The organism is Trichococcus flocculiformis (genome assembly GCF_963662535.1).
In the GTDB taxonomy this organism is placed as follows: domain Bacteria; phylum Bacillota; class Bacilli; order Lactobacillales; family Aerococcaceae; genus Trichococcus; species Trichococcus flocculiformis.
The window spans coordinates 876,338-902,313 of sequence record NZ_OY759718.1 but is presented as its reverse complement, the minus strand read 5'-3'; the positions used below and the strand labels follow the sequence as shown (position 1 = coordinate 902,313).

Below are 25,976 nucleotides of genomic sequence, written 5' to 3'. Positions count from 1 at the left end.
AAGTTCGTTCCTCTTGTCATAGGTCTTAAGTTTGATTTTCTCTTCAGCAGAAATGACTAGAAGCTAGCGGACACAGTAGGGTTGCCTGCTGAAAAAAGAAAGTGCGTATTAGCTGTCCTAAGCTCCAGCGAGGGCAGTTCACCGGAGAAGAATGCTACATTTCCAAATTATAGAGAATTGCCTCAAAAAAATTATCTGACAGCAACGACGAACAGGCTGTCTCATCATTAAATGAGGCAGCCTGTTTTGGCTATTTATTTTTTTTATCCCTTACTTTATCCCGTTCGAGAATAGGTTTCAAGAATTGGCCGGTATAGCTGCCCTCTACCTCAGCGATTTCTTCCGGAGTGCCGGTAGCGAGCACGGTTCCCCCGCCGGCTCCGCCTTCAGGTCCCATATCGATGATGTAATCGGCTGTTTTGATCACGTCCAGATTGTGTTCGATCACGACGATCGTGTTGCCGGCTTCCACCAGACGGTCCAAAACCTGCAACAATCTAGCGATATCATGCGTATGCAACCCTGTGGTCGGTTCATCCAGTATGTAGAATGTCTTGCCGCTTGATACGCGCTGCAGTTCACTGGCCAATTTCATCCGCTGGGCTTCACCACCGGATAAAGTCGTTGCGGGTTGTCCCAATGTCACATAGCCGAGTCCGACATCGACGATGGTCTGTAGTTTGCGCCTGATTTTAGGGATAGCTTCAAAATATGTCAGAGCTTCCTCAATGGTCATATCCAATACTTGGGCGATATTCTTGCCTTTGTACTGCACTTCCAACGTTTCGGAATTATAGCGTGTGCCGTGGCAAACTTCGCAAGGCACGTAAACATCCGGCAAGAAATGCATCTCAATTTTCAGAATGCCATCGCCGCGGCAAGCTTCACAACGTCCGCCCTTGACATTGAAGCTGAAGCGGCCTTTTTTGTAGCCGCGGATTTTGGCTTCATTGGTGCTGGCAAATAGGTCGCGCATGTCATCGAAGACGCTGGTATAGGTTGCCGGATTGCTTCGCGGCGTCCGTCCGATCGGGCTTTGGTCGATATCGATGATTTTCTCCAGACCTTCGAACCCGCTGATTGTTTTGAACTTGCCCGGTTTTTCTTTCGTACGGGTCAATTCTTTGGCGAGAGCCGTCTTCAGGACATTGTTGACCAAGGAACTTTTTCCTGAGCCGGACACGCCGGTGACTGCCACGATTTTCCCTAAAGGAAAGGCAGCATCCACATTCTTCAGGTTATTTTCAGTAGCCCCGGTGATTTTCACGGCACCTTTGTCCTCTGTCCTTCGCGTCTCCGGAACCGGGATGAACAATTTCCCTGACAGATATTTTCCGGTCAAGGATTTCTTATTTTTCATGACTTGCTCGGGCGTTCCGGCAGCCACAATTTCACCACCGAGTTCGCCAGCACCCGGTCCGATATCGATCAGATAATCCGCCTGCATCATCGTGTCCTCATCGTGCTCCACGACGATGAGCGTGTTTCCAAGGTCGCGCATATTTTTCATCGATTCAATCAACCGATTATTGTCGCGTTGATGCAACCCGATGGACGGCTCATCCAAGATGTAGAGCACGCCGGACAGATTGGAGCCTATTTGTGTAGCCAAGCGGATCCGCTGCGCCTCTCCTCCAGAAAGTGTGCCCGCCGTCCGGCTCAACGTCAAATAATCGAGGCCGACATTCTTGAGGAAAGTCAAGCGTGACAAGATTTCCTTCAGTATAGGTGCCGCAATCTGCTGCTCTTGTTCCGAAAGAGAAATTCCCTCGAAGAAAGCGACGGCATTTTCGATGGAAAACTCCGTTACTTGCCCGATGTCGTGTTGGGCCACCTTCACGGCCAAGGCTTGCTCATTGAGACGATAGCCGTGGCAGGTATGGCAAGGCAACTCGGTCATGTACTGGCGCATCGCTTCGCGCGTAAAATCGCTCGATGTTTCTTTGTAGCGTCGATTGACATTAGTGATGACCCCTTCAAAGGGGATATCAACATCGCGGACACCACCGAATTCATTCTGGTAATGGAAATGGAACAAGTCGCCTCCAGCGCCATACAGCAGTTTTTGCTGGGTGTCGGGGCCAAGCTCGGCAAACGGAAGATCCATATCGATGCCGTTCTGTGCACAAAATTGACGCAGCATTTCCGGATAGTAATTTGAACTGATCGGGTTCCACGGTACCAAAGCCCCTTCATTCAAAGAAAGTTGCTTATCCGGAACAATCAAATCAAGATCGACTTCCAACTTCATTCCTAACCCGTCACATTCGGAACAGGCTCCATAGGGCGCGTTGAAAGAAAACAGCCGCGGTTCGATCTCGCCAATCGTAAATCCGCAATACGGGCAAGCATGGTGTTCGCTGAATAAAAGTTCTTCACTGCCGATGACATCAACAATGGCGTAGCCATCAGCCAAATGCAACGCCGCTTCGATCGAATCGAAGATGCGCGAACGGATGCCCTCCTTGATGACTACCCGATCCACAACAATCGCGATGTCATGTTTTTTATTCTTTTCCAATTCAATATCTTCGGAAATATCAAACAGTTCCCCATCAACGCGGACACGGACATAGCCTTGCTTTTTGATGTCCTCGAATACTTTTTTGTGCTGTCCCTTTTTTCCTTTGACGATCGGTGCCAATATTTGCATTTTCGTGCGTTCCGGAAACTCAAGCACCTGATTCACCATCTGCTCGGGCGATTGACTGCTGATCGGGGTGCCATCATTCGGACAAATCGGATGACCCACACGTGCAAAAAGCAGGCGCAGGAAATCATTGACTTCCGTGACTGTTCCGACTGTCGAACGGGGATTGCGGTTCGTCGTCTTTTGATCGATTGCAATGGCTGGACTCAAGCCATCGATACTGTCCACATCCGGCTTGTCCATCTGACCCAGAAACTGGCGCGCATAGGCTGAGAGGCTTTCCACATACCGCCTTTGACCTTCTGCGTAAAGCGTATCGAAAGCTAATGAGCTCTTACCCGACCCAGAAAGACCGGTCATGACGACAAGTTTGTCCCTGGGGATGGTGACATCTATATTTTTCAAGTTATGCGAACGGGCTCCCCGTACGATGATTTGGTCTTTTGCCATAATTTCAGATCCTTTTTTGACTTATTCTTTGGTTTTCGTCGATTTCCTGTTTGACTGTAGTATACCATATCCAGCCCTGAAAAGAACACTAGTTCGCTCCCCTGTTCAATGCGGTTTCTTATCTGATGCTGTTGTACTTGTTTTAATTTTTGCATCCTCCCGACCGTGTTCGGCATGTTCGACAGCCATGTGGAGAATTGCGTAGACATGCTGATCCTCTTGGCTGTACAGGATGTTTTTCCCGTTTCTTCTGCTCTTCACCAACTTTGCTTCCCTCAGCTTTTTCAGTTGGTGCGACACCGCGGATTGCTCCAAGTCCAGTTCCTCCGCAATAGCATTTACGTTCAGTTCCCGATTTTCCAGTACATGGAGAATCAAAAAACGCGTTGGATCGCCGATCAATTTGAATATTTTTGTAACTGCCTGTATCGTTTCTGTATTCAAGTCTGACATCATCTCACCTAGACCCCTATCCCTTACTTCAATCCTTATTTTAGCAAATTCATCCGTTCTATGAAAGCCATTGCCCTTGCTGCCAAAATCAAGCAACTGTATGCAATCCGGCTTGGCTCAAGCTCTGACTGACACAGAAAAAAAGCGTTGCAACACCGCTTTGGGTATCACAACGCTTTTATCATTAAATTTTATGATGGACATTCAATTCTACTACTTCTCCGGAGTCCAAGTAAATGATCCACTCGGAAATATTTGTTACGTAATCTCCGATTCTTTCTAAATAAGTGGAGATACGCATATAGTTTGTTCCGCCCAAAACGATCTCAGGATCTTGCTTCATTTGTTCGATGCAGTTTTCATAGATATTTTTGGCGGCCGCGTCGATCTCCGTATCCCGCGCCGCAATTTCCCGCGCACGTTCGACATCAAGGACGACATAAGCGTCCAGGACTTCCTTGACCATATCCATGACCTTCAAAGCTGTTTCTGCAATGGCCGTTTCGATATCGGCATCATGCTTCTTGCCCTTCACCTTGATCGTCGATTTTGCGATACTGACTGCATGATCGCCGATCCGCTCCAAGTCTGCGCTGGCTTTCATCACGGTCACGATTTTGCGCAAGTCCGTAGTCACAGGCTGCTGCAAAGCAATCAGCTCGAAGCATTCGATTTCCAGATCGTTCTCAAGCTTATTGATGGCTGCATCTTCATCGATGACTTGCTGCGCCAGTTCCTTGTCGTGCGTTACAAAAGCATCGATTGACTTATGGATTGCAGCATTGACCAATACACCCATCTTCAAAAAGTGAGCGTGCAAACTCTCTAATTCTTCTTCAAACACTCGTCTCATCAAAAACCAACCCCTTTGTAAATATATTTCATTATGCAATGGATCAGCCGAAACGTCCAGAAATATAATCTTCCGTTTGTTTTTCTTTTGGATTCGTGAAAATTTGGCTTGTTTCCCCGTATTCGATCAGTTCACCGTTCAAGAAAAAGGCGGTGTTATCAGAGATCCGCGATGCTTGTTGCATATTATGCGTAACAATGATCATCGTGTAATCTTCTTTCAATTCCATAAGCATCCGTTCAATCTGTGCACTGGAAATCGGATCCAAGGCACTCGTCGGTTCATCCAACAAAATGACTTCCGGTTCGATCGCCAAGACCCGTGCGATGCAGACACGTTGTTGCTGGCCACCAGATAAAGATAAGGCGCTCTGATCCAGTTTATCTTTGACATCATCCCATACAGCTGCTTTCTTCAGGCTCTCTTCCACGATTTGGGCGATTTTTTCCTTATCCTTCATCCCGGCGATGCGCAGACCATACGCCACGTTATCGAAAACTGAAAACGGGAATGGATTCGGCTGTTGGAAAACCATACCGACTTTTTTTCTCAGCTCTACCGTGTCCATTTGCGGACTATAGATATCCTGATCATTGAAACTGATTTTTCCGGTGACCGTCACATCCGGAATCAGATCGTTCATCCGATTCAAGGTTCTTAAATAGGTGGATTTTCCGCATCCGCTCGGCCCTATCAAAGCCGTGATTTCTTTTTTATGAAAATCAAGCGAAATGCCCTTCAACGCTTCGTTCTTTCCGTAATATAAATGTACATCACGCGTTTCAATAATGGGTTTAGTGCTTTTCACGTTGCTTTCCTCCTAGCCGAAATGCCCAGAAACATAATCTTCCGTCTGTTGGATCTTCGGACGAGTAAAGATTTTTCTGGTCTCATCATATTCAATGACATTGCCCAAATAGAAGAACGCTGTATAATCACTGATTCGGGATGCCTGCTGCATATTGTGCGTAACAATGATGATTGTATACTTCTCCTTCAGCTCCAACAACGTCTCTTCGACTTGGGAAGTCGAGATCGGGTCCAACGCACTGGCTGGCTCATCCAGAAGCAGGATATCCGGCTTCAGAGCGATCGCCCTTGCGATGCAGAGCCGCTGCTGTTGACCACCAGAGAGCGCTAAGGCGCTCTTGTTCAACTGATCCTTCACTTGGTCCCAAAGAGCAGCTTGTTTCAGGCTGGTTTCGACGATTTCGTCCAATGTCGCCTTGTCCTTCAGACCATGCCTTCTCAGTGCGAAAGCGATGTTCTCATAAATCGATTTGCTGAAAGGATTCGGCCTTTGGAATACCATCCCAATATTTTTCCGCATCTCGAACACATCAACTTCAGGCACGTTCACATCGATGCCTTGATAAATGATTTCCCCAGTCACTTTTGCACCGGGAACAGTGTCGTTCATTCGGTTCAACGAACGGAGATAAGTCGATTTTCCACACCCACTCGGTCCGATCAACGAGGTGATTTTATTCTTTTCAAATTCCATGGAAACGCCTTTGATCGCTTCAAAATCGCCATAATGAACGTGAAGATCATTTGTTTTGAGGGCGACTTCGGCCTCAGGACGCATCTGGATGATGTTCGTTGCCAATATCTTTTCATTTCCCATCAAGGGTCCCTCCTTCAAGTCAATTTTCCGTTTCTATGCTGAAGTAGCCTTCTTCTGCAATCTTCTGCCCAAACTTCTGGCAGTCAGATTGAAGATGAGGACAGCCAATACCAGTACTGCTGAGGCACCAGCTGACACTTCCGCTCCATCCGGTTTTACGCCTTCACTGTTGATCTTCCAGATGTGCACAGCCAATGTTTCGGCAGGCCGGAAAATATTTAAAGGACTTGTGATGGATTGTGGATTCCAGTTTGTGAAATCCAAAGCCGGCGCGCTCTGCCCGGCTGTATAAATCAAAGCGGCAGCTTCACCGAAAATACGTCCTGCCGCCAAAATCATTCCGGTCAAAATACCCGGCAAGGCAGCCGGAAGAATGATCAACGTCACTGTCTCCCAACGGGAAAGGCCCAACGCTAAGCCAGCTTCACGCTGGGAAGACGGGATCGCCCGCAAGGAATCTTCGATCGTACGCGTCAAAAGCGGCAGATTAAAGATAGTCAGGGACAAAGCTCCCGAAAGGATCGAGAAGCCAAAACCGTACTGGATGACGAAAATCAGGAATCCGAAGAGACCGACGACAACGGATGGCAAAGAACTCAAAACTTCGATAGCAGTACGGATGATGTCGGTAAACCAATTTTGAGGTGCATATTCCGAAAGATAAATCGCCGCGCCCAAGGCAAGTGGCGTACTGATCAACAAGGTCAGGACCAACAAATAGAACGAATTGAACAACTGTACTCCGATTCCTCCGCCTACCTGGAAGGATTTTGCTGGAGCCGTCAAAAATTCCCACGAAAACTGGGGCAAGCCGCGCCATAGAATAAAGAGCAGCAGACTGGCCAAAATAAGGATGATCGTTCCGGAAAACAAATAAATCAGGCCGACCATAAATTTGTCTACTTTTTTGGGATTCAGATTCATTTTTTAACGGCTCCTTTCTTACCGATGTAACGTGTCAAAATATTGAAGAATAGAGCCATCAAAAGGAGGATGGTCGCCAATGACCAGAGGACATTGTTTTCCAAAGTTCCCATTACGGTGTTCCCCATGCTCATCGTCAAAATACTTGTCAATGTCGAAGCTGGGGTCACCAGGCTGTTCGGCATCAAAGTCGCATTTCCGATGACCATTTGAACCGCCAAGGCTTCTCCGAACGCACGCGCCATCCCGAAGACGACTGCCGTCAACAATCCGGGGGTCGCTGCCCGCAGAACCACTTTATAGATGGTCTGCCACCGTGTCCCGCCCATAGCGAGTGAAGCCTCACGGTAATGACGCGGAACAGCATTCAAAGCATCCACTGACATACTGGTCACAGTCGGCAAAATCATAACGAACAGAACCAGAGTAGAAGATAAAATACCAAATCCGGTACCGCCGAACAAGGAACGGACAAACGGCACAACAACAGTCAAGCCGATGAAACCATATACAACGGACGGAATACCGACAAGCAGTTCGATGACCGGCTGCAGAATTTTTTTCCCGGATTTCGGTGAAATTTCCGTCATGAACAAAGCTGCAGCAACGGCAAAAGGTGTTGCCAAGGCTGCGGAAATCAAAGTGACCAAAAATGAGCCTGCGATCATCGGTAAGGCTCCGACCAATGGTGTGCCGTCATCAGCGACGGTGCCGGGATTCCAGATGCTTTTCGTCAAAAAATCCCCTAATGATACACCATCCGTGACAAAGGTGGATATCCCTTTGCTGATGACAAAATATAGAATGGACAGCACGATGAAGACGATGACTGTCGTGCTGATCAGACTGATGGTGCGTCCAAACGATTCCAATCTGCGTTTACTTGACTTTTTCATTAAGTTTCCTGGTGTCATTTCCAAGAGAAACCCTCCTCTTAAACTTTGAGCCGCGACGAAAGGCGCCTTCCTATGAAAAGGCGGATGCCATTCATCACAATGATATTTCAGTTGTTTTATTCGATCGGTGTTACGTTTCCTTCAAGGTCCCTGTCGACCTTCATATCTGTGGAAGGAATGTATCCCAACGCTTCAATCAGACTTCCTTGGACATCTTCCGACAGCATGTAATCCAGGAATTCTTTCGTCAAGCCTGTCGGTTCGCCATTCGTATACATATGTTCATATGCCCAGATGACCCATGCGTTTGTCGTAACGTTCTCAGGCGTCGGCTTCACCCCGTCGACGGAAAGCGCCTCGACATCTTCATTGACGTACGAGAACGACACATAGCTGATGGTTCCCGGTGTTGAAGCAACAATCTGACGGACGGTTCCGTTGGATTCCTGCTCTTGGGTGATGATGCTTTCTTCTCCGGCCAGAACCCATTTATCGAATGTTGCCCTGGTTCCGCTTCCCTTGGCTCGGTTCAAGACGACGATCGGCAAATCTTTTCCTCCCAACTCGGACCAATTGCTGTATTTGCCGGTAAAAATGCCGCGCAACTCCTCCATGGAAAGATCGGTCACACCGACGCCTGGTGTCACGATAGGCGTGATGCCGACGATGGCGACACGATGATCGACCAATTGGCTGGCATCGATGCCTTCCCTCTCTTCAGCAAAAATATCCGAATTGCCGATGTCAACCGCACCTGCGGCAATCTGACTCAAGCCTGTTCCGGTACCGCCGCCTTGGACATTGACGAATTTCCCCAGATTTTCCGCACTGAATTGTTCCCCAGCGGCCTCGACTAACGGTTGCAGCGCAGAAGAACCGACCGCCGTGATGGATTCCTCATCGACTACGGGGCCGCAGGCTGACAGAGCGAAAACGGCAGCGAGACTGACTATGGCTGAAACGTATTTTAATTTCATTGTGTACCTCCCATTTATTTACCTTGAACACATACTTATCCATCGTAACGAATGTTTGTAAATGTTTCGTATCTCTTTTGTAAATTTTATGTAAATCCACCATATATTTTATCGATGGAACATTTTAACGTTGATTTCACGTTTTTTTTCTGTAAATTTACGCTCTGATTATCCACATTATAACAAATTGGCGGAACGCTTGTCTTATATCTGGTGCAGAAATATATATTACATTTTCATGAGTATTTTCAATGACCTGCAGTTGACTGCTGTGATCCAAAAACGCATAAAAAAAGCCAGGAAGCTACCACGTAATCGGGTTCGATTGCGTGGCCTTCCTGGCTTTATCTTTTCTCATCCTGCATTCATAATTGTGTTAGTCTTCAAACTTGTTGTTTGTGTTCAATTCAATTATTTTCCCTGTACCCAAATAAATGATCCATTCACAAATATTTGTTACATAATCGCCGATTCGCTCGAGATAGCCGGCAACCATGATGTAATCGGTCGCACCCAGAACAAGTTCCGGATCCAACTTCATCTCTTCGATGGCGCGTCCGTAGATATGTTCGGCAGCTTGATCGACCATTTTGTCGCTCAGGGCAACTTCTTTGGCTTTTTCGATGTCCGTTTTGATGTAGGCGGCAAGTACTTCCTCCACCATGACTTTTACTTTTTCCGACTGCTCGGCTATCGCTGCTTCGATATCGGAATTGCGCTTGTTGCCTTTAACGCGGATAGTCGACTTCGCAATACTGACGGCATGATCTGCCATACGCTCCAAGTCCGCGCACGCCTTCATGATGGTGACGATTCTGCGGAGATTGCCGGTGACCGGTTGATGCAACGCAATCAATTCAAAGCATCTTTTCTCGATTTCCGCTTCTCTTTGGTTGATGGCGACATCATGCGCAATCACTTCTGCAGCAAGCTCTTTATCATGATTCACAAAACCTTTAACAGATATGTAGATTGCTTCGTTCACCATTTTTCCCATTTCAGAGAAAAGTACGTGCAGATCCTGCAATTCTTCTTCAAAAATTTTTCTCATCTTTTCGCCCCCTGTTACATGTCATTATGCATCACAGTGCATCTCTCATCCCATTATAGCCCAGTCTTAACCGAATTTGCCAGAGATATAATCATCTGTGCGTTTATCGTTCGGATTGGAGTAAATGATTTCTGTCTTATCATATTCTACCACTTCTCCATTTAAAAAGAAGGCCGTTTGGTCCGAAATCCGGGCTGCCTGTTGCATATTATGGGTGACGATGATGATGCTGTAGTCTTTTTTCAAAGTCTGGATAAGATCTTCGACTTTGGATGTCGAAATCGGATCCAAAGCGGAAGTCGGCTCATCCATTAAAAGGACTTCCGGTTCGACCGCCAGACTTCTGGCGATGCACAAACGCTGTTGTTGTCCGCCAGATAACCCGAAGGCATTTTCTTTCAGACGATCTTTTACTTCATCCCACAGCGCTGCACCTTTCAAGCTTTTCTCAACGACTTCATCCAGTACGCTTTTGTCTTTTACGCCATGGATTTTTGGTCCGTAGGCGATATTTTCATAGATTGATTTCGGGAAAGGGTTCGGCTTTTGGAAAACCATGCCCACATCTGTACGCAACTGCTCCACTTTGTACCGCGGATCAAAAATATTCTGTTCATTGTAAATGATTGATCCCGTCATTTTTACGATTGGAACCAATTCTACCATCCGATTTAAGGTCTTGATGAAAGTGGACTTTCCGCAGCCTGATGGTCCGATGATCGCTGTGACTTCCTTAGTGGGAATATCTAGTTGGATGTTCTTCAAGGCATGGGTATTTCCGTACCATAGATTGAAATCTTTCACACTATAGATCATTTTTTTATCTTTTAAGCTCACTTCTGGGTTCAAATGAGTAACCTCCTAATTTAATAACGCTTCGAAAACTTGTTGCGGATGTAGATCGCCAATGAGTTCATGATGACCAACATAAGCATTAGGACAATACTTCCGGCTGCAGCGACTGCCTGGAACTCTTCTTGGGGACGACCTGCCCAGTTGAAGATTTGGATCGGCATTGCCGTAAACCCGGACCAGATACTCTCCGGGATATAAGCGATAAAGGTCATCGCTCCGATCATCAACAACGGTGCAGTCTCTCCGACAGCCCTTGATAGCGCCAATATCGAACCGGTCAGGATGCCTGGCACAGCTGCCGGCAGAACGACCGTCCGAATCGTCTGCCATTTCGTGGCACCCATCGCATAAGAGGCTTCATATTGCTCTCTCGGGATGGCACGGATGGCTTCTTGGCTGGAAACCACGATGACAGGCAATATCATCAAGCTCATGGTCAGACCACCAGCCAAGACGCTCCGGCCCATTTCCAACAAACGGACAAACACAGTCAGTCCCAACAGCCCGAAAACAATCGATGGTACACCGGAAAGATTCGAAATGTTCAACTCGATGAAATGCGTAAATTTATTGTCGGGCGCGTATTCTTCAAGGTAAATCGCCGTTCCGACACCCAAAAGGAGTGACAAGGGAGCGATGATGGCCATGATCCAGACCGTTCCATAGATGGCAGCCTTGATGCCGGCGTCTTCCGGTCTTCTCGAAGCATAGTTGCTCAAGAAATCCCAATCAAGATAAGCCGCGCCCTGCGACACGATCCGCATGACCAGAATGGCCAAAACAACGATTCCGAAGAAGGTTGCCAGAAAAAACAGTCCTTTGACCACGCTGTTCAGCAATAGTCGCTTATTGATTCTGCTGTTGTTCTTTTCCACTAATTTCATCAATATTCCTCCCTAAAACGACGGGACATGTAATTCGCCAACAAGTTCATCAACAAGGTGAAGAGGAACAACGTCATCCCTACCGCATAGATACTGTAATAAATCGTAGAACCATAGGTGGCATCCCCCATGCTGACCTGAACGATATAGGATGTCATCGTCTGGATCGATTCTGTTACATCAAGCGTAAATTTAGGGGTGGATCCAGCGGCTGTGGATACGATCATCGTTTCTCCCACTGCACGGGAAATACCCAAAACAACGGATGAAATGATACCAGACAAGGATCCCGGCAAAATGACTTTCAGCGCCACTTCCAAACGGGTTGCCCCTAAAGCTAAAGCCCCCTCACGCATCGCGTTCGGCACTGCACCCATCGCCTCTTCCGATAAGGACGTGATCTGCGGGATGATCATGATTCCCACAACAATACCAGGGCTAAGCGCATTGAATATCGGCAGGTTCGGGATAACCGTCTGCAGCAACGGAGTGACGAACGTCAAGGCGAACAGTCCGTATACCACCGTAGGAACTCCGGCCAATACCTCCAGAATCGGCTTGACGATTTTTCTTGTCCGTTCGGTCGCATATTCGCTCAAATAGATGGCTGAGCTCAAGCCGATCGGTACGGCAACAAGCATCGCAACGCCGGCTATCAGGAAGGTTCCACTCAATAGCGGCAAAATCCCAAAACTGGGATCGTTTTTGAAGAAAGGATACCACTCTTTTCCTGTCAGAAATTCCAGAATCGGAACAGCGCTGAAAAACGTTACCGTTTCTTTTGCCAGCGTAAACACAATCCCGAGTGTTGTCAGAATAGAAATGATCGCACAGGCCAGAAAAAAAAGCGGCATGGCTTTTTCAGTAAATTGCAAAGATTTTTGTCGTGAACTTTTTTCTTTCATCAAGTCTTTGACAGATTTGGACATATTGATTCTCCTCTAATAAAGATGAGATGCGAGGGAAGCAAAACGCTCTCTTCCCTCACATCCCTTAGTCATTTATTTGATTTTGCTTATTTCAAACCTTCAAGCGTAGTCAATGCTGCTTCATAAGATTCAGCCGGTAGTGCTACATAACCGACTTCAGCTGCCATTTCGGCTGCCATTTCCAATGTGTATTTTGTGAATTCGTAGACGCTCTCGTTTTCCAACGCTTCGTTCTTCACGTAGATGAACAACGGGCGAGAAAGCGGCTCATACGATCCATCTTGAACGGTCACATCGTTAGGCGTAACTGCAACGCCCTCACCGTTCACGATCGGAACAGCCTTGACGATGTCACTGTTTTCCAGGAAGTATGCGTAACCGAAGTAGCCGATGGCATTTGCGGAACCGGAAACACCTTGTACCAATACGTTGTCATCTTCGGATAAAGAAGCTGCTTTGTTGATTTGTTCGCCGTCCAAGATCACTTCATCAAAGTAATCGTATGTGCCTGAGTCGGTACCTGGGCTGAACAACTCGATCTTTTCTTCCGGCCAGCCTTCACGGACATCCGCCCATGTTTCTACGCCGGTTCCTTCTGTCCAGATCATCGCTAATTCTTCAATGGTCAATTGATCCACCCAGTCGTTCTCGCTGTTCACAACGACTGTCAAACCGTCCAAGGCAAGTTGGAACTCTGTATATTCAATGCCGGCTTCTTCCAACAAGGCGATTTCTTCGTCTTTGATCGGACGTGAAGCGTTGCTGATGTCTGTTTCGCCTGCGATGAATTTCTCGAATCCGCCACCCGTACCGGATACACCGATAGTCGCTTTTACGTCCGGATTAGCGATTGAAAATTCTTCTGCTACTCCCTCCATTATCGGGAATACGGTAGAAGATCCATCGACTAAAACTGTTCCGCTTCCGGTTGCAGTCGTGCTCCCCGTTTCTGCACCGCTCTCTGCAGTTGTGCCGTCTCCGTTACCACAAGCCGCCAAGGTAGCGCCGATTGTTAAAGCCATTGCGAATTTAGATAATTTGCCAAAGTTCATTTTTTACCATCCTTTATGTTGAGGTTATTTGAACGCCATTGCCTGTTCACAACCTTAATATTAACGGTCGATTGTTAATTTCCTTGCGGTTTCATGTAAATTTTCCGTTGATTTACCTCTTTTTTTGTAAATGTTTTGTAAACGGGGCTTTAGAATACAAGAAAAAAAGCTCTACAGGTACGTTTCCGCCTGTAAAGCTTTTGCATTCGAATCCATTCTTATATAGGCAATGTCACTGTAAAAGTTGTTCCATTGCCCTGTTTGCTGGCTACAGTGACCGTTCCGTTCATGTTTTCAACCAAATACTTCACAATCGATAATCCTAAGCCGGTACCTCCGGAGTTTCTGCTCCGCGCTTTATCGACGCGATAGAACCGCTCGAATACTCTTCCCAGATCGGCTTCCGGTATCCCGATTCCGTTATCGGCAACGTGCAGATGGACTTGATCCGCAGTCTTCTCGACAGTGACCGTGATATGCCCTCCGACTTGCGTATAGACGACGGCATTGTTGATCAGATTAGCCAGTATTTGCTTCAAGCGATTCGGATCTGTATGCAACGTTACGAAATCCTTTTCCACTAATTCCAGTGTCATGTTTTTCTCTTTCACTTTCTGATCGACCAACTGAAAGGTCGCCAACACCGCTTCGGAAATATTCACTTGCTGCAGAGCGAGCGGGACTTGCCGCTGCTCCAACTTCGACAGTTCCAAAATATCATTCACCAAAAGATTCAACCGGGTGCTTTCGGCCAGAATGATTTCCAAAAACTGTTTCAGGATAACGGGATCTTCCATTGCACCGTCCAATAATGTTTCAGCGAATCCTTTCAGGGCTGTAACAGGCGTCCGAAGCTCATGGGATGCATTGGCGACAAAGTCGGTACGGACTTTCTCCAAGCGTCGGATTTCACTTATGTCATAGAGGAGCACAATCAGATTCATTTCACCCGGTTTCTTGCTTGTGATCGGGACAATATTGACATCGACGATTCTGTCTTTTGGATAATAAAAATAGATTTCGTCATTCTGCGGCTCTCTGTACGTGTACGCTCGCTCAATCATATGGCTGAGTCCATAACTGCTTACAGCCTCGACATAGGATTGACCGATCAGCGATTCTTCACTCTCGCTCAATATTTCTTGCATGACGGGATTGACCATTGTAATTTCCTTATTTTCATCTAGAAGCATCACGCCAATGACCAGATGATTGATCAAGCCAGTAAGCCGTTCATCATTCTGCTTGATTTCATTCATTTGATTATCCAGACTTTCGGCAAGTTCATTGATGGTTTCGCCCAATTTTTGGAAATCACCGAAGCCTTTGCCTTTATATCGCGCATCATACTGGTGATCCGAAAGTTTTTTGGCGACATCCATCACCGCATCGATCGGTCTGCCGATGCGTTTCGTCAAAGCATAAGTAAGTACGAAGGCTACTGCCAGAGCCAACAGGATAAAAACGTAAAGGGACTTTTCGATGCGCTGGCTGACCGTCAAGGCGCTCAGTGGTCTCGACAGTCGGATAACAGCAGCGATAGTGCCTGATTCGTCAAAAATCGGCACAGCTACATAATAAAGCTCCTGATTTGTGCTTTCGCTCTTCCTTTGTCCTGTTCCGTAAGGCTCTCCGGACAGAACTTCCTGAATTTCTTCCCGCCGCAGATGATTTTCCAGATTGACCGCAGTGAGCTGAGAATCATAAATCACATCCCCATCGCTGGCGACTAAAGTGATTCTATCTTCCGTGAAAGAGTCAATTTTATCCAATTCTTTTTCAACAAAGGTCCAGTCACTGCCGACAGCACTGTTTTGGAGCAGTGTACCCACTATTTGCGTCTGTTCAACCAGCAGTTCACTGTGCAGACTCCGCGTGTAGTTCCCTAACACAGTCTCCAGGAATATCCCGAAAGCCACACTGAACAGCGCAAAGATCAACACAAAAGTGGCAAGCATCCGCAATTGTAGTTGCTTCATGTCTTCGCTACCTCAAATTTATACCCGAAGCCCCGGACCGTACGGATGTATTGCGGATTTTTAGTGTCTTTTTCAATTTTTTCGCGGAGATGGCTGATGTGTACATCGACGATGCGCGTTTCTCCGGCGTAATCAAAATTCCAGATGGCATTCAACAACTGTTCCCTGCTCAGGATACGATTGGCGCGCTTCGCCATGTAAAGCAGCAATTCAAATTCTTTCGGCGTCACTTCAATCAGTTCTCCCGCTACATGAACCTCATACAGTTGCGGAAAAATGGTGATCTCGCCGACTTCGATTTTTTCTGTTTCGTCCTCCGTCGGTTCCGGTTGGGCAGTCGCAACCGGTTCAGCCGGAACAGCTTTGTTCGTCCTTCTTAGGATAGCTTTCATCCTGGCCAATACTTCACGCGGGCTGAATGGCTTTGTCATATAATCATCCGCGCCCAACTCAAGTCCGATAATCTTTTCCAGCTCATCATCCTTCGCCGTCAAAATCATGATCGGTGTATCAAATTTTTCCTGCCTCAGGCGTTTACAGATATCCATTCCGTCCATTGACGGTAGCATCAGATCCAGAATGATGAAGTCAAAAGGATTCGAGATAGCCAAACGGTAACCTTCCGCTCCGTCTGTGGCAGTTGTCACCTCGTAGCCGTCTTTTTCTAAGTTGAAAGCCAATAATGTAACGATCGATGGTTCATCATCCACTAGCAATACCTTTTTCATGTGTCCTCCTCTGACCGATTAGGGTCCGGGATGGCGTATGCCCCCCATGTATTTTACGAATGGCCGTATTTTTGAGAGCCTCGGTTTCCTGCTCGGCTCGTTTCCTTTTCAGCATACTAAAAATGTTGGAAAACGGCAATTCAGATTTTCCCGGCCGATTTTTATCCATCAACCGAAAAGACTCTAAAAAGTGCGCTGTACAGGAGATTCCACAAGGTAAAAGAGAAATAAATGCATACAAAATAATAGTTTCAGTTTATCGGTTTTCAGGATGAGCCTGCTTATGCGAACGACAAAAAAGGTTCCACCCATACGTTTTGTATGACTGGAACCTTATGGGTCAAAAATTTTTTGTTAAACTTTCAGGAAGCGGCGCATCGAGAAAACGGAACCGAATGCCCCGATGAAGATACCGATACCCACCATCAGAAGACTGATGTAGAGGAGGAACGGATTCGGAGTCAAAAGACCAAAGTTTGTGCCGGCCAAGTAGTCCCCGCTCACAGTAAAGATGAAGCGGTAAAGGAACACTAGGAAAGTCATGGGAATCAATGCCCCGATCAATCCGATGATGGCTCCTTCAATCAGGAATGGCCATCTGATGAAGCTGTTTTTTGCACCCACCAAACGCATGATTTCGATTTCCGTGCTACGTGAAAAGATGGTAATCCGGATTGTATTGGAAATCAGGAATACGGCAACAAGCAGTAAGCCGATGATGATGACGAGTCCTATCGTGCGGATCGTCGCAATCGTCTCAAATAATTTATCCGCTGTAGCACCGCCGTATTCGACTTGAGTGACATACTGCATGGCGGACGCTGCTTCAGCTACCGCTTTCGTTTGCTCTGGTGCAGTTGTATTCAAGACATAAGCATCATACAACGGATTGGCATCTCCGCCGAAAAGATCGAATTCATCACCGTAGCTGCCGATGATTTTATCCAATTCCTCGTCCTTACTTGAGAAAGTGATGGATTCAACATTGGCGATGTTCTCCAGTTCCGTCTTTAAGGCTTCCTGGGCGGCTGCATCAGCAGCCAGATCGATGTAAACTTTTACACTCACATCATTTTCGACGTCGGAAGCCAATTTGTTCACGTTCAGGAGTATCCCGGTAAAGGATCCCACCAGCAACAAGGTCAGCGCCACTGCACTGATCGAGGCTATCGACATCCAGCCGTTCCGGAACAAGCTTTTGAACGCATCTCTTATGTGTCTCATAAATGTTCTAAATTTCATATCCGTATTCTCCTTCTTGTTGATCTCGGACAATACGGCCATTTTCTATTGCTAATACCCGATGTTTGATGTCATTAACGATTTGGCTGTTATGGGTCGCCATCAGGATTGTTGTCCCTTGGTTGTTGATTTCTTCCAGAATGCGCATGATTTCCATGGACGTATCCGGATCCAGGTTACCTGTCGGCTCATCCGCAATCAGTACACCAGGCATGTTCGCAATCGCACGCGCAATCGCAATCCGTTGCTGTTCCCCACCGGAAAGTTCATTCGGGAACATCCGAACTTTATGCTTCAGTCCGACCAAATCCAGCACTTCCAATACGCGTTTCTGGATGACTTTCGGACTTTTTTCGACTACTTCCATCGCGTAGGCGATGTTTTCGTATACAGTCAGTTTAGGTAATAATTTGAAATCCTGGAAGACCACACCCACAAAGCGGCGCAATAATGGGACCTCTTTTTCTTTCATGGTCGTTAAATTATATTTGCCTACTTGAACAGTTCCTGAGGTTGGTTTTACTTCGCGATACATCATTTTGATGAAAGTTGATTTGCCTGCTCCACTGGGGCCTACAATATACACAAATTCGCCTTGATCAATCTTCACGCTCAGATTATTGACCGCCGTAATGCCGTTGTTGTACTTCTTGGAGACATTCAGCATTTCAATCATTTTATCACCTGTCTTTTCTTTTTTTCCTTGCTTCCGCTCTGAAACCTTCAGAGGCTGCAAGAATGCTTCCCTATTATAGCACGTTGCACAACTGTGTCTGTTTTAGTTTCTTTACAAGTATGTGTCAATAGTTTCTCAGTATTCTCGCTCGTGACTGATCCTATTTATTTGGGCTGCTGCTTTTAAAGTTCTTCCTGATCCATCGTCATTTTCAGATAAGCATCGATAAAGGCGTCGAGATCCCCGTCCATGACGGCCTGCACGTTACCTGTTTCATAACTGCTTCGATGGTCCTTGACCATGGAATACGGATGGAACACGTAAGAACGGATCTGCGAACCCCAACCGATTTCTTTTTGTTCTCCACGGATGGCTGCCAGCTCTTTTTCGCGCTCTTCCTCTTGCAGTTGATACAATTTGGCCTTCAACATTCCCATAGCGGTATCCCTGTTCTGGAATTGCGAACGTTGTGCCTGGCTTGCCACAACAATGCCGGTCGGAATATGCGTGATCCGGATGGCTGATGATGTTTTGTTGATGTGCTGTCCACCGGCTCCACTGGCGCGGTAAGTATCCACACGGATATCGTCCGGATTCACTTCTATCTCTGCATCGTCGGCAGCTATCTCCGGCATCACGTCAATCGAACAAAATGAGGTGTGCCTTCTTCCAGCCGAATCAAACGGTGAGATCCGGACCAAACGGTGCACGCCCCTTTCTGAACGCAGGTAGCCATAGGCGTTCATCCCTTTGATCAGGATGGTTACACTTTTGATTCCGGCCTCATCCCCGCTTTGATAATCCAACGTCTCCACATCAAAGCCTTTTTTATCGGCCCAACGCGTGTACATTCGGAAAAGCATGCTTCCCCAGTCTTGGGATTCCGTTCCGCCAGCACCTGGATGGATTTCCAAGATAGCGTTCGATTTGTCATGCGGTCCGTTCAATAGCATCGTCAATTCATATTTTTCCAGTGCTTCTGTAAATTCTGTCGTTTTTTCGTTCAATTCTTCCAGATATTCCGGATCTTCATCCTCTTTTACCATTTCATATAAGACTTCGAGGTCTTCATATTGCGCTTCCAGACTCTTGAACGTATTGTAGACCGCTTTTAATTGGTTTGATTGGTTGATGACTTCCTGCGCCGCTTCGGCATTGTTCCAGAATTCCGGATCCAACATGCGATCGTCGAATTCTGCGATATCCGTTTCGAGGCCATCTAAGTCAAAGAGACCTCCTAAAGCTTGCAATTTTTGTTTCTGAACTTTCCAATATTGCTTTGATTTCACTTAATTCCATTTGATTTCCTCCTAGATTCGACAAAAGAAGGATGGGTCGGGATAAAAACAAGCGACTGTTTTTTATCCCGACCCTCCCCGATTGGCGTTGTATCCGATTAGTTTGTTGTATTTGACTTGGTTTTATTGCTTGAAATGCCTCTTGCGGATGCGCTGCCTGTTATTCTTCAGTTTGTGATTCTTGTTTTTCGGCTGCTTCAGCCGCCAGTTTTGCTTTTTGGATTTCCATCAGTTTTTGCATCCTCATTGCCGCGATCTGTGCTCTGCGTGCTTGTTCCTGTTGCTCCGTTTGGGAAGCGACTGTCTCACGCGTCGGCATGATGTTCGAGCCTTGGCCTACGGATTGGCGTTGCAGATTTTGACGAATTTCTGATTTCATCACAATCCGGGTAACGTCATAGTCGATGGTCGCAATCATTTCCTGGAAACGATCATAGCCTTCGGTTTGGTACTCGGTCAACGGATTGTTCTGTGCATATGAACGCAAGCCGATTCCTTGACGCAGCTCATCCATATTGTCAATGTGATCGGTCCATTTGCTGTCGACAACCCGCAGGATAACAACTTTTTCAAATTCCAAAATTTGTTCTGGACTCAATTGTGACTCTTTTGTCTTGTAAACTTCCATTGCGCGTTCCACCAAATATTCTTCGATTTCATGCGCAGATTTCCCTTCCAGTTCGGCTAAACTGATGCTGTCGGGATGCACAAGGGCAGCTCCGGCAAAATCACGGATGCCTTGCAGATTCCAAGTCGCTTTTTCACCGATAGTATGCGTTTCGACCACACGCGCAATCGCACGCTTGATCATCGCTGTCACGACATACTTCAACGATTCGGTTTCATTGATGACTTCCAAACGTTGCCCATAAATGATCTCACGCTGTTCACGCATGACTTCATCGTATTCCAGTACGTTTTTACGGGTATCATAGTTATTGCCTTCCACTCGTTTTTGGGCGGATTCCACTTGTTTGGAAAGCATTTTGCTTTGGATGACCACATCTTCCGCTTCATCATCCAAATTCAATTTGCTCCAGACTTGCTGGATGCGTTCCGATCCGAAGCGTCTCATCAAGTCGTCTTCCAATGACAGGTAAAATTGCGTTTCACCAGGATCCCCTTGACGGCCGGAACGGCCACGCAATTGGTTGTCGATCCGGCGTGATTCATGGCGTTCGGTACCGATGACGCAGAGACCGCCTAATTCCTTGACGCCTTTACCCAGCTTGATGTCAGTACCACGACCAGCCATGTTGGTGGCGATTGTGACGGCTCCGGGTTGACCGGCTCCGATGATGATTTCCGCTTCCCGGAAATGGTTTTTTGCATTCAAAACTTGGTGCGGAATGTTTTCTTGACGCAACATGTGCGAAAGCAGTTCGGATGTTTCCACGGCTACGGTACCGACAAGGATCGGCTGCCCTTTCGCGTGACGTTCTTTAATGTCGCCGACAACGGCTCTGAATTTGCTTTTCAAAGAAGGATACAACAAATCCGGATAGTCGTGACGGACGATCGGTCTGTTAGTCGGAATCGAAATGACGTTCATGTTGTAAATTTCCCGGAACTCTTCTTCTTCCGTTTTTGCTGTACCGGTCATACCGGACAGTTTTTTGTACATACGGAAGTAGTTCTGGAAAGTGATGGTGGCCATCGTTTTCGATTCATTTTCGATTTCGACGTTTTCCTTGGCTTCGATGGCTTGGTGAAGCCCGTCCGAGTAACGGCGGCCTTCCATGATCCGGCCAGTGAATTGGTCAACGATTTTTACTTTTCCGTCTTCCACCACATAATCGATGTCCACAAGCATGATATAGTTTGCACGCAAGGCTTGATCCAAATGGTGCACCAGACGCGTGTTATCCACATCGTACAAGTTCGGCAGATGGAATGTTTTTTCAGCTTTCTCGATACCTTCATCCGTCAACGCGATCGATTTGGATGTCAAATCGATTGTGTAATCCTCATTCTCTTTCAATCCTTTGATGAAAAAATCGGCTCGGTTATAGAGTGCTGTAGATTTTTCGGCTTGTCCGGAAATGATCAATGGTGTGCGGGCTTCATCGATCAAGATCGAATCGACTTCATCCACGACCGCAAAGTTCAACGGGCGCTGCACCATTTGATTTTTATAGACGACCATATTGTCCCTCAAATAATCGAAGCCCAATTCATTATTGGTGCTGTAGGTGATGTCGCAATTATAGGCTTCTCTTTTTTCTTCCGATGACTTACCGTTTGTGTTCAAACCAACAGTCAACCCCAGAAAGCGGTACAATTCGCCCATCTCGACCGCATCACGGCTTGCCAGATATTCATTGACTGTGACAACGTGCACGCCTTCGCCAGATAAGGCGTTCAGGTAAACCGGCATCGTTGCGGTCAAGGTTTTACCTTCACCGGTCTTCATTTCGGCGATATTGCCTTTATGCAGGGTGATCCCGCCCATGATCTGCACTTTATAAGGATACAGTCCCAAGACGCGTTTTGCACCTTCACGGACCACGGCAAACGCTTCCGGAAGAAGGTCGTCCAAAGTCTCTCCTTTTTGGTAGCGCTCCTTATAGGATTCGGTCAGATCGCGTAACTCTTCATCATCCAAAGCGGCCATTCGATCCGCGTAGGAAATGACCTTATCTGCTACTCCTTCCAAGGAACGTAGCTCTTTCTTATCATTCTCTATGAGTTTCTTTAAAAAGTTGGCCATTCTATATCTCCTCTTGCTGTCTGATTTCATTCCAGCAATCATATTTACTGGGTATGTATGCGTGTATAGGTCATTCTTTGCTGCTGCAAAAATAATTCTTATATCTCTACTATTCTATCATTACTTTTAATTAATGTGAACTACTCACCATCAACAAAAGCTTGTATTGTCTATCGCTCGCTGGATTTGCGGTTGGACAATGCAGACGGATGAATGAAGGACACGGTCTATAGCGCTGTCAGTCTCGAAGATTAAAAAAGTCCCCCGCCGTTTATGGGCGAGGGACATTATTTTCAGATTTAGTCAGTTTCGATCAGACCGAATTTGCCGTCTTTTCTGCGGTACACAATACTTGTGCCGTTCGTTTCAGCATCTTCGAAGATAAAGAAGTTGTGTCCGAGCATATTCATCTGCAATACAGCTTCTTCACTGTCCATCGGTTTGAGGGAAAGACGTTTCGTGCGGACGATTTCAAGTGGATTCTCATCGTCTTCCATCTTTTCTTCGATCAGATTCGGCTCGTTACCGATATCAAATCCTCTCTCTCTGGATTTGCGGTGAATCTTTGTCTTGTACTTACGGACTTGGCGTTCAAGTTTGTCCACGACCAAATCGATACTTCCGTATAGATCACTAGAAGTCTCTTCGGCTCTTAAAACCAGGAAAGGTAGCGGAACCGTAACTTCCACCTTAGCAGATTTTTCGGCTGGGAATGGATATACTTTCAAGTTGACATGCGCTGTTGTTTCAGGCACGTTCCCAAAGTATTTTTCCAGTCTGCCTAATTTTTTCTCGGCGTAGCTGCGGATCGGTTCTGTAACCTCAATATTTTCTCCTCGGACATTATACTTAAACATAGCACTCTCTCCTTTCGTCTGACGCATCGTCAGATAAAGACAACCCTCGCCTATGGACCACTCATAGGGGGTTTCTTTAACTTCATTATAATGTAAGCGCCTTAACATTTCAACGTTTATGATTTATTATCTTGCAATCGTAGTTGAACGGACCATTCTGAACCCATGCTTGTGCAGGAGTATTTTCGCGTGGTAGAGCGTTCTTCCGGTAGTATAGACGTCATCAAAAAGGATAATTTCCTGCTGGAGATATTTTTCGTACCCCTCCAGCAATAAAAATGGTTGCATCGTCAATAGCCGTTCCTGTCTGTTTTTTTCGGATTGCTTTTCACCGGCATGTTGGTTTCCCAAGAATTGTACGCAGCGGATGCCTGCTTGTTTCAGCAGCTCCTCGCATTGGTTGAAACCCCTCTCCTCATAACTGGCGATTGAAATCGGCAGCGGCAGGAATAGCGCTTGGGGATGCGTACGTTGGAGGGCCTGCAGATCATTCGTGAAGGCACCGGCAAGACGATAATCGCCCTGGAACTTGTAGCGTTGCAGCCAGTCCTTCACGATGCCCGTATAGGCATAGCAGGCATGATGCGCAATCGTCAGCTCCGGATAGCAGCTGCGCCATCTTCGGCAGTCCTCGCACAGGTCCACGGATGATGCTTGCGGCCGCATACAGCCCGGACATACGGTTTGCCCGGCTAAACGCGGCAATTTTTCCTCGCAGGATCTACAGACCCTTCCGCGATTCTTTTTCCCGAAACCGAAAAGTTCTTGAAGCGTCAATACTTCCCGGATCTCATTTTGGCAGAAGAGACATTGTCCCATTCAGCAGCCCCCTTCTTCCTGCGTCCCTGTTCATCATGCGGATTTGACGGACCGCCCCCTGGATTGCTTTCGTTTCGCCGTAGTGGGCAAAACAGACCCAGCCTGTCGGATAATCTTTGTGCCTGCCTGCCCTGCCGGCAATCTGCACCAGCGAAGCTTCCGTAAAGACCCGATCTTCCGCTCCAAGCACGATGACATCGATATCCCTGAAGGTCACCCCGCGCTCCAAAATGGTCGTCGTCATCAAAAAATCATATTCCTCGGCCCGCATCTTCTTTACTTTTTCCTCGCGGTCAGGGTCGCTCGCCGAAACGCAGGTGAATTGCTTGTCCGGAAAAAGCTCCCGCAGCCAACCGTCCAGTTCTTCCATCAGCTGGATGTGCGGCAAAAACAGCAGAAAGCGCCTGTCCGTTTGGAGTTGCCTGCGGATCAGCTTAAGGAAAGGGGCCATTTTCTTCTTATTGATGGCCTTGCGCCAATCTCCGATCCACAGACACTCCGGTTCGGGCAATGCAAAGCCGTGATAACGCGCCGGCAAGACTGTCGCCGCCAACTTGTCTCGCTTGATGTCGTTTTGCATCATCTGTGAAGGCGTCGCAGTCAAATAAATCAGCGCACTCGCTTTTTTTCTGGACTTTTGCGCCCCGAACTGCAGGCCCAAATCATCGTGATACGGGAAGGAATCGATCTCATCGATGATCAGTAGGTCGAACGCTTCGCGGAAGCGCAGCAGTTGATGGGTCGTGGCGATGACGAGCGGCGTATAGCTGTAACCATCCTCATTGCCTCCGTACAGCAAGGCCATCGGAACGGCTGGGAATGCCTGCTTGATCCGGGGTGCCAGTTCCAGACAAACATCCACGCGCGGGGAGGTAAGACAGACTCTACCACCTTTGCGCAGGCAGGCTGCAATCCCCTCAAAAATCATCTCAGTCTTTCCGGCACCAGCGACGGCCCAGATCAGTCGTGTCTCTTCAGCCTGGACCGTTTCCACGATTTCTTCCGATGCACGTTGCTGTTCCGATGACAATTGGCCCTGCCATTGCAGAATCGGCTCAATGGGCCGTTCAAAAGCATTGATTTCCGGCAGATGATGGAGCACTGTGCAGCTTTTGATTTTTCCCATGTTCAGGCAGCTCAAGCAGTAAAAACAAGTAGTGCCGCAAGCGCAAGGCGCGGCCAGCATTTTTTTCCGGTCCTGGTTTCCGCAGCGATTGCATATCCGTTTTCCGTTCGCGCTGGTCAATCCGGGGCGTTTCTCGGCCAGGATCAACAGCGCTTCTTCGGCGTTGCGGCACTCGCTCCTCGTCAATTCCCTGCCGTACAGTTCCTTCCCGTCCATATCATCCTCCCTTTCGCTTTCCTTATTAACATACGCAGAAAAAGCCGCTCCGCTTCCGCTGATCGGCGAAATGGGACGGCTTAGGATTTTTCAGTTTCCTCTCGGGAATCGATCCGGTCGGTTGCTGCAGCTTGTCCGGCGAAAGGAAAATCAGCGATTGGGCGATAAACAAGTTTTCCGTCCAGCCGAACACTTTCGAATAGCGTCAGCGCAGCGACGGTTATTTTTTGATCCGGGGGCAGCGGAACTTTGCTGAGCTCTTCCCACTCTTGCCACAATACAATCCCCCGGCCGAGCGTGAAGTGCGGAATGAACGCCACCTCATCAGCCATTGCTACTTTTTGCCCCAGCAAGGAATCGTTCAGCTGTTCGTAGAGCTGCTGGAGTCGGCTGTTTTCTTTGGTTCCCAGCCAGACGATCCACTTGTTTCTTTTGGAAAAGTAACCCAGACCATTCGTTTCAACCAAGAATGGCAGCTGACTTTCAGCGCAGCGGGCCAGCCCCGTTTCGATTGCACTTCTCTGATCCGGGTCCACTTCCCCGATGAACCGCATCGTCAAGTGGAAGTTGTTTGGATCCGTGAATGACCCTTTGATGCTGGCGCGGATCACTTCCTTCTGGAAATCAACCAACTGTTTTTTGACGGCACTAGGCAATTTGACACCGATGAATACCTTCACGACTGCACCCCGCTATCCGCTTTGTAAAAAAACAGGAAGGACAG

General features: G+C 47.3%; 23 protein-coding genes. All 23 read right to left on the bottom strand.

Translation table 11 applies throughout. The features are described 5' to 3' along the window. Positions 1–250: 250 nt before the first annotated feature. Complete coding sequence (gene uvrA, locus ACKPCD_RS04580; RefSeq protein WP_086988686.1) at positions 251–3,100, bottom strand: excinuclease ABC subunit UvrA; 2,850 nt, start codon at positions 3,098–3,100, stop codon at positions 251–253. Between the two features lie 105 nt (positions 3,101–3,205). Beyond that, positions 3,206–3,553 (bottom strand): ArsR/SmtB family transcription factor, encoded by a 348-nt coding sequence (locus ACKPCD_RS04575; RefSeq protein WP_068561054.1) that lies wholly within the window; start codon positions 3,551–3,553, stop codon positions 3,206–3,208. A gap of 184 nt (positions 3,554–3,737) precedes the next feature. Further along, positions 3,738–4,406: a phosphate signaling complex protein PhoU gene (gene phoU / locus ACKPCD_RS04570; protein ID WP_068560959.1), complete on the bottom strand. Its 669-nt coding sequence runs from the start codon at positions 4,404–4,406 to the stop codon at positions 3,738–3,740. A 43-nt stretch (positions 4,407–4,449) separates the two neighbouring features. Further along, positions 4,450–5,214: a phosphate ABC transporter ATP-binding protein PstB gene (gene pstB / locus ACKPCD_RS04565; protein ID WP_068560961.1), complete on the bottom strand. Its 765-nt coding sequence runs from the start codon at positions 5,212–5,214 to the stop codon at positions 4,450–4,452. A 12-nt stretch (positions 5,215–5,226) separates the two neighbouring features. Beyond that, positions 5,227–6,033 (bottom strand): phosphate ABC transporter ATP-binding protein PstB, encoded by an 807-nt coding sequence (gene pstB, locus ACKPCD_RS04560; protein ID WP_068560963.1) that lies wholly within the window; start codon positions 6,031–6,033, stop codon positions 5,227–5,229. 33 nt (positions 6,034–6,066) lie between these two features. Continuing rightward, positions 6,067–6,951, bottom strand: a complete 885-nt coding sequence (pstA, locus tag ACKPCD_RS04555; protein ID WP_086943739.1) for a phosphate ABC transporter permease PstA — start codon at positions 6,949–6,951, stop codon at positions 6,067–6,069. A 2-nt stretch (positions 6,952–6,953) separates the two neighbouring features. Further along, on the bottom strand, positions 6,954–7,871 hold the full coding sequence (gene pstC / locus ACKPCD_RS04550; RefSeq protein ID WP_068561056.1) for a phosphate ABC transporter permease subunit PstC: 918 nt from the start codon (positions 7,869–7,871) through the stop codon (positions 6,954–6,956). A 98-nt stretch (positions 7,872–7,969) separates the two neighbouring features. Beyond that, the gene (locus ACKPCD_RS04545; protein WP_086988689.1) at positions 7,970–8,830 is read right to left on the bottom strand and encodes a phosphate ABC transporter substrate-binding protein PstS family protein; all 861 of its coding nucleotides are present in this window, start codon (positions 8,828–8,830) and stop codon (positions 7,970–7,972) included. A 376-nt stretch (positions 8,831–9,206) separates the two neighbouring features. Continuing rightward, the gene (gene phoU / locus ACKPCD_RS04540; protein WP_068560967.1) at positions 9,207–9,881 is read right to left on the bottom strand and encodes a phosphate signaling complex protein PhoU; all 675 of its coding nucleotides are present in this window, start codon (positions 9,879–9,881) and stop codon (positions 9,207–9,209) included. A 66-nt stretch (positions 9,882–9,947) separates the two neighbouring features. After that, complete coding sequence (pstB, locus tag ACKPCD_RS04535) at positions 9,948–10,697, bottom strand: phosphate ABC transporter ATP-binding protein PstB (RefSeq protein WP_086988732.1); 750 nt, start codon at positions 10,695–10,697, stop codon at positions 9,948–9,950. Positions 10,698–10,747: 50 nt separating this feature from the next. Next, complete coding sequence (gene pstA, locus ACKPCD_RS04530; RefSeq protein WP_276642129.1) at positions 10,748–11,620, bottom strand: phosphate ABC transporter permease PstA; 873 nt, start codon at positions 11,618–11,620, stop codon at positions 10,748–10,750. Next, positions 11,620–12,549 (bottom strand): phosphate ABC transporter permease subunit PstC, encoded by a 930-nt coding sequence (pstC, locus tag ACKPCD_RS04525; RefSeq protein ID WP_321434128.1) that lies wholly within the window; start codon positions 12,547–12,549, stop codon positions 11,620–11,622. Before pstC (ACKPCD_RS04525) ends, pstA (ACKPCD_RS04530) begins: the two co-directional genes overlap by 1 nt. Before the next feature lie 86 nt (positions 12,550–12,635). Then, positions 12,636–13,601 (bottom strand): PstS family phosphate ABC transporter substrate-binding protein, encoded by a 966-nt coding sequence (locus tag ACKPCD_RS04520; RefSeq protein ID WP_198143298.1) that lies wholly within the window; start codon positions 13,599–13,601, stop codon positions 12,636–12,638. A 218-nt stretch (positions 13,602–13,819) separates the two neighbouring features. Further along, entirely contained in the window at positions 13,820–15,580 is a 1,761-nt protein-coding gene (pnpS, locus tag ACKPCD_RS04515; RefSeq protein ID WP_321434127.1) for a two-component system histidine kinase PnpS, read from the bottom strand. Continuing rightward, positions 15,577–16,308: a response regulator transcription factor gene (locus ACKPCD_RS04510; RefSeq protein WP_276642137.1), complete on the bottom strand. Its 732-nt coding sequence runs from the start codon at positions 16,306–16,308 to the stop codon at positions 15,577–15,579. Before ACKPCD_RS04510 ends, pnpS begins: the two co-directional genes overlap by 4 nt. A gap of 354 nt (positions 16,309–16,662) precedes the next feature. Continuing rightward, positions 16,663–17,550 (bottom strand): permease-like cell division protein FtsX, encoded by an 888-nt coding sequence (gene ftsX, locus ACKPCD_RS04505; RefSeq protein WP_321434126.1) that lies wholly within the window; start codon positions 17,548–17,550, stop codon positions 16,663–16,665. Continuing rightward, entirely contained in the window at positions 17,540–18,226 is a 687-nt protein-coding gene (ftsE, locus tag ACKPCD_RS04500) for a cell division ATP-binding protein FtsE (RefSeq protein ID WP_086943735.1), read from the bottom strand. The genes ftsX and ftsE overlap by 11 nt, the downstream gene beginning before the upstream one ends. A gap of 182 nt (positions 18,227–18,408) precedes the next feature. Further along, positions 18,409–19,525, bottom strand: a protein-coding gene (gene prfB / locus ACKPCD_RS04495) for a peptide chain release factor 2 (protein ID WP_276647472.1) whose coding sequence is annotated in 2 segments (ribosomal slippage) — positions 18,409–19,452 and positions 19,454–19,525 — 1,116 coding nt in all. Because the reading frame shifts where the segments join, the coding sequence is not laid out codon by codon here. A gap of 159 nt (positions 19,526–19,684) precedes the next feature. Next, positions 19,685–22,234, bottom strand: a complete 2,550-nt coding sequence (gene secA / locus ACKPCD_RS04490; RefSeq protein WP_086988695.1) for a preprotein translocase subunit SecA — start codon at positions 22,232–22,234, stop codon at positions 19,685–19,687. Between the two features lie 299 nt (positions 22,235–22,533). Beyond that, on the bottom strand, positions 22,534–23,091 hold the full coding sequence (hpf, locus tag ACKPCD_RS04485) for a ribosome hibernation-promoting factor, HPF/YfiA family (protein ID WP_086988696.1): 558 nt from the start codon (positions 23,089–23,091) through the stop codon (positions 22,534–22,536). Positions 23,092–23,217: 126 nt separating this feature from the next. Further along, complete coding sequence (locus tag ACKPCD_RS04480) at positions 23,218–23,910, bottom strand: ComF family protein (RefSeq protein ID WP_288926678.1); 693 nt, start codon at positions 23,908–23,910, stop codon at positions 23,218–23,220. Next, a complete protein-coding gene (locus ACKPCD_RS04475; protein ID WP_321434125.1) occupies positions 23,882–25,252 on the bottom strand; it encodes an ATP-dependent helicase ComFA in 1,371 nt (456 codons plus the stop codon). Before ACKPCD_RS04475 ends, ACKPCD_RS04480 begins: the two co-directional genes overlap by 29 nt. An 80-nt stretch (positions 25,253–25,332) precedes the next feature. Then, entirely contained in the window at positions 25,333–25,932 is a 600-nt protein-coding gene (gene thpR, locus ACKPCD_RS04470; protein ID WP_321434124.1) for an RNA 2',3'-cyclic phosphodiesterase, read from the bottom strand. Between the last annotated feature and the right edge of the window lie 44 nt (positions 25,933–25,976).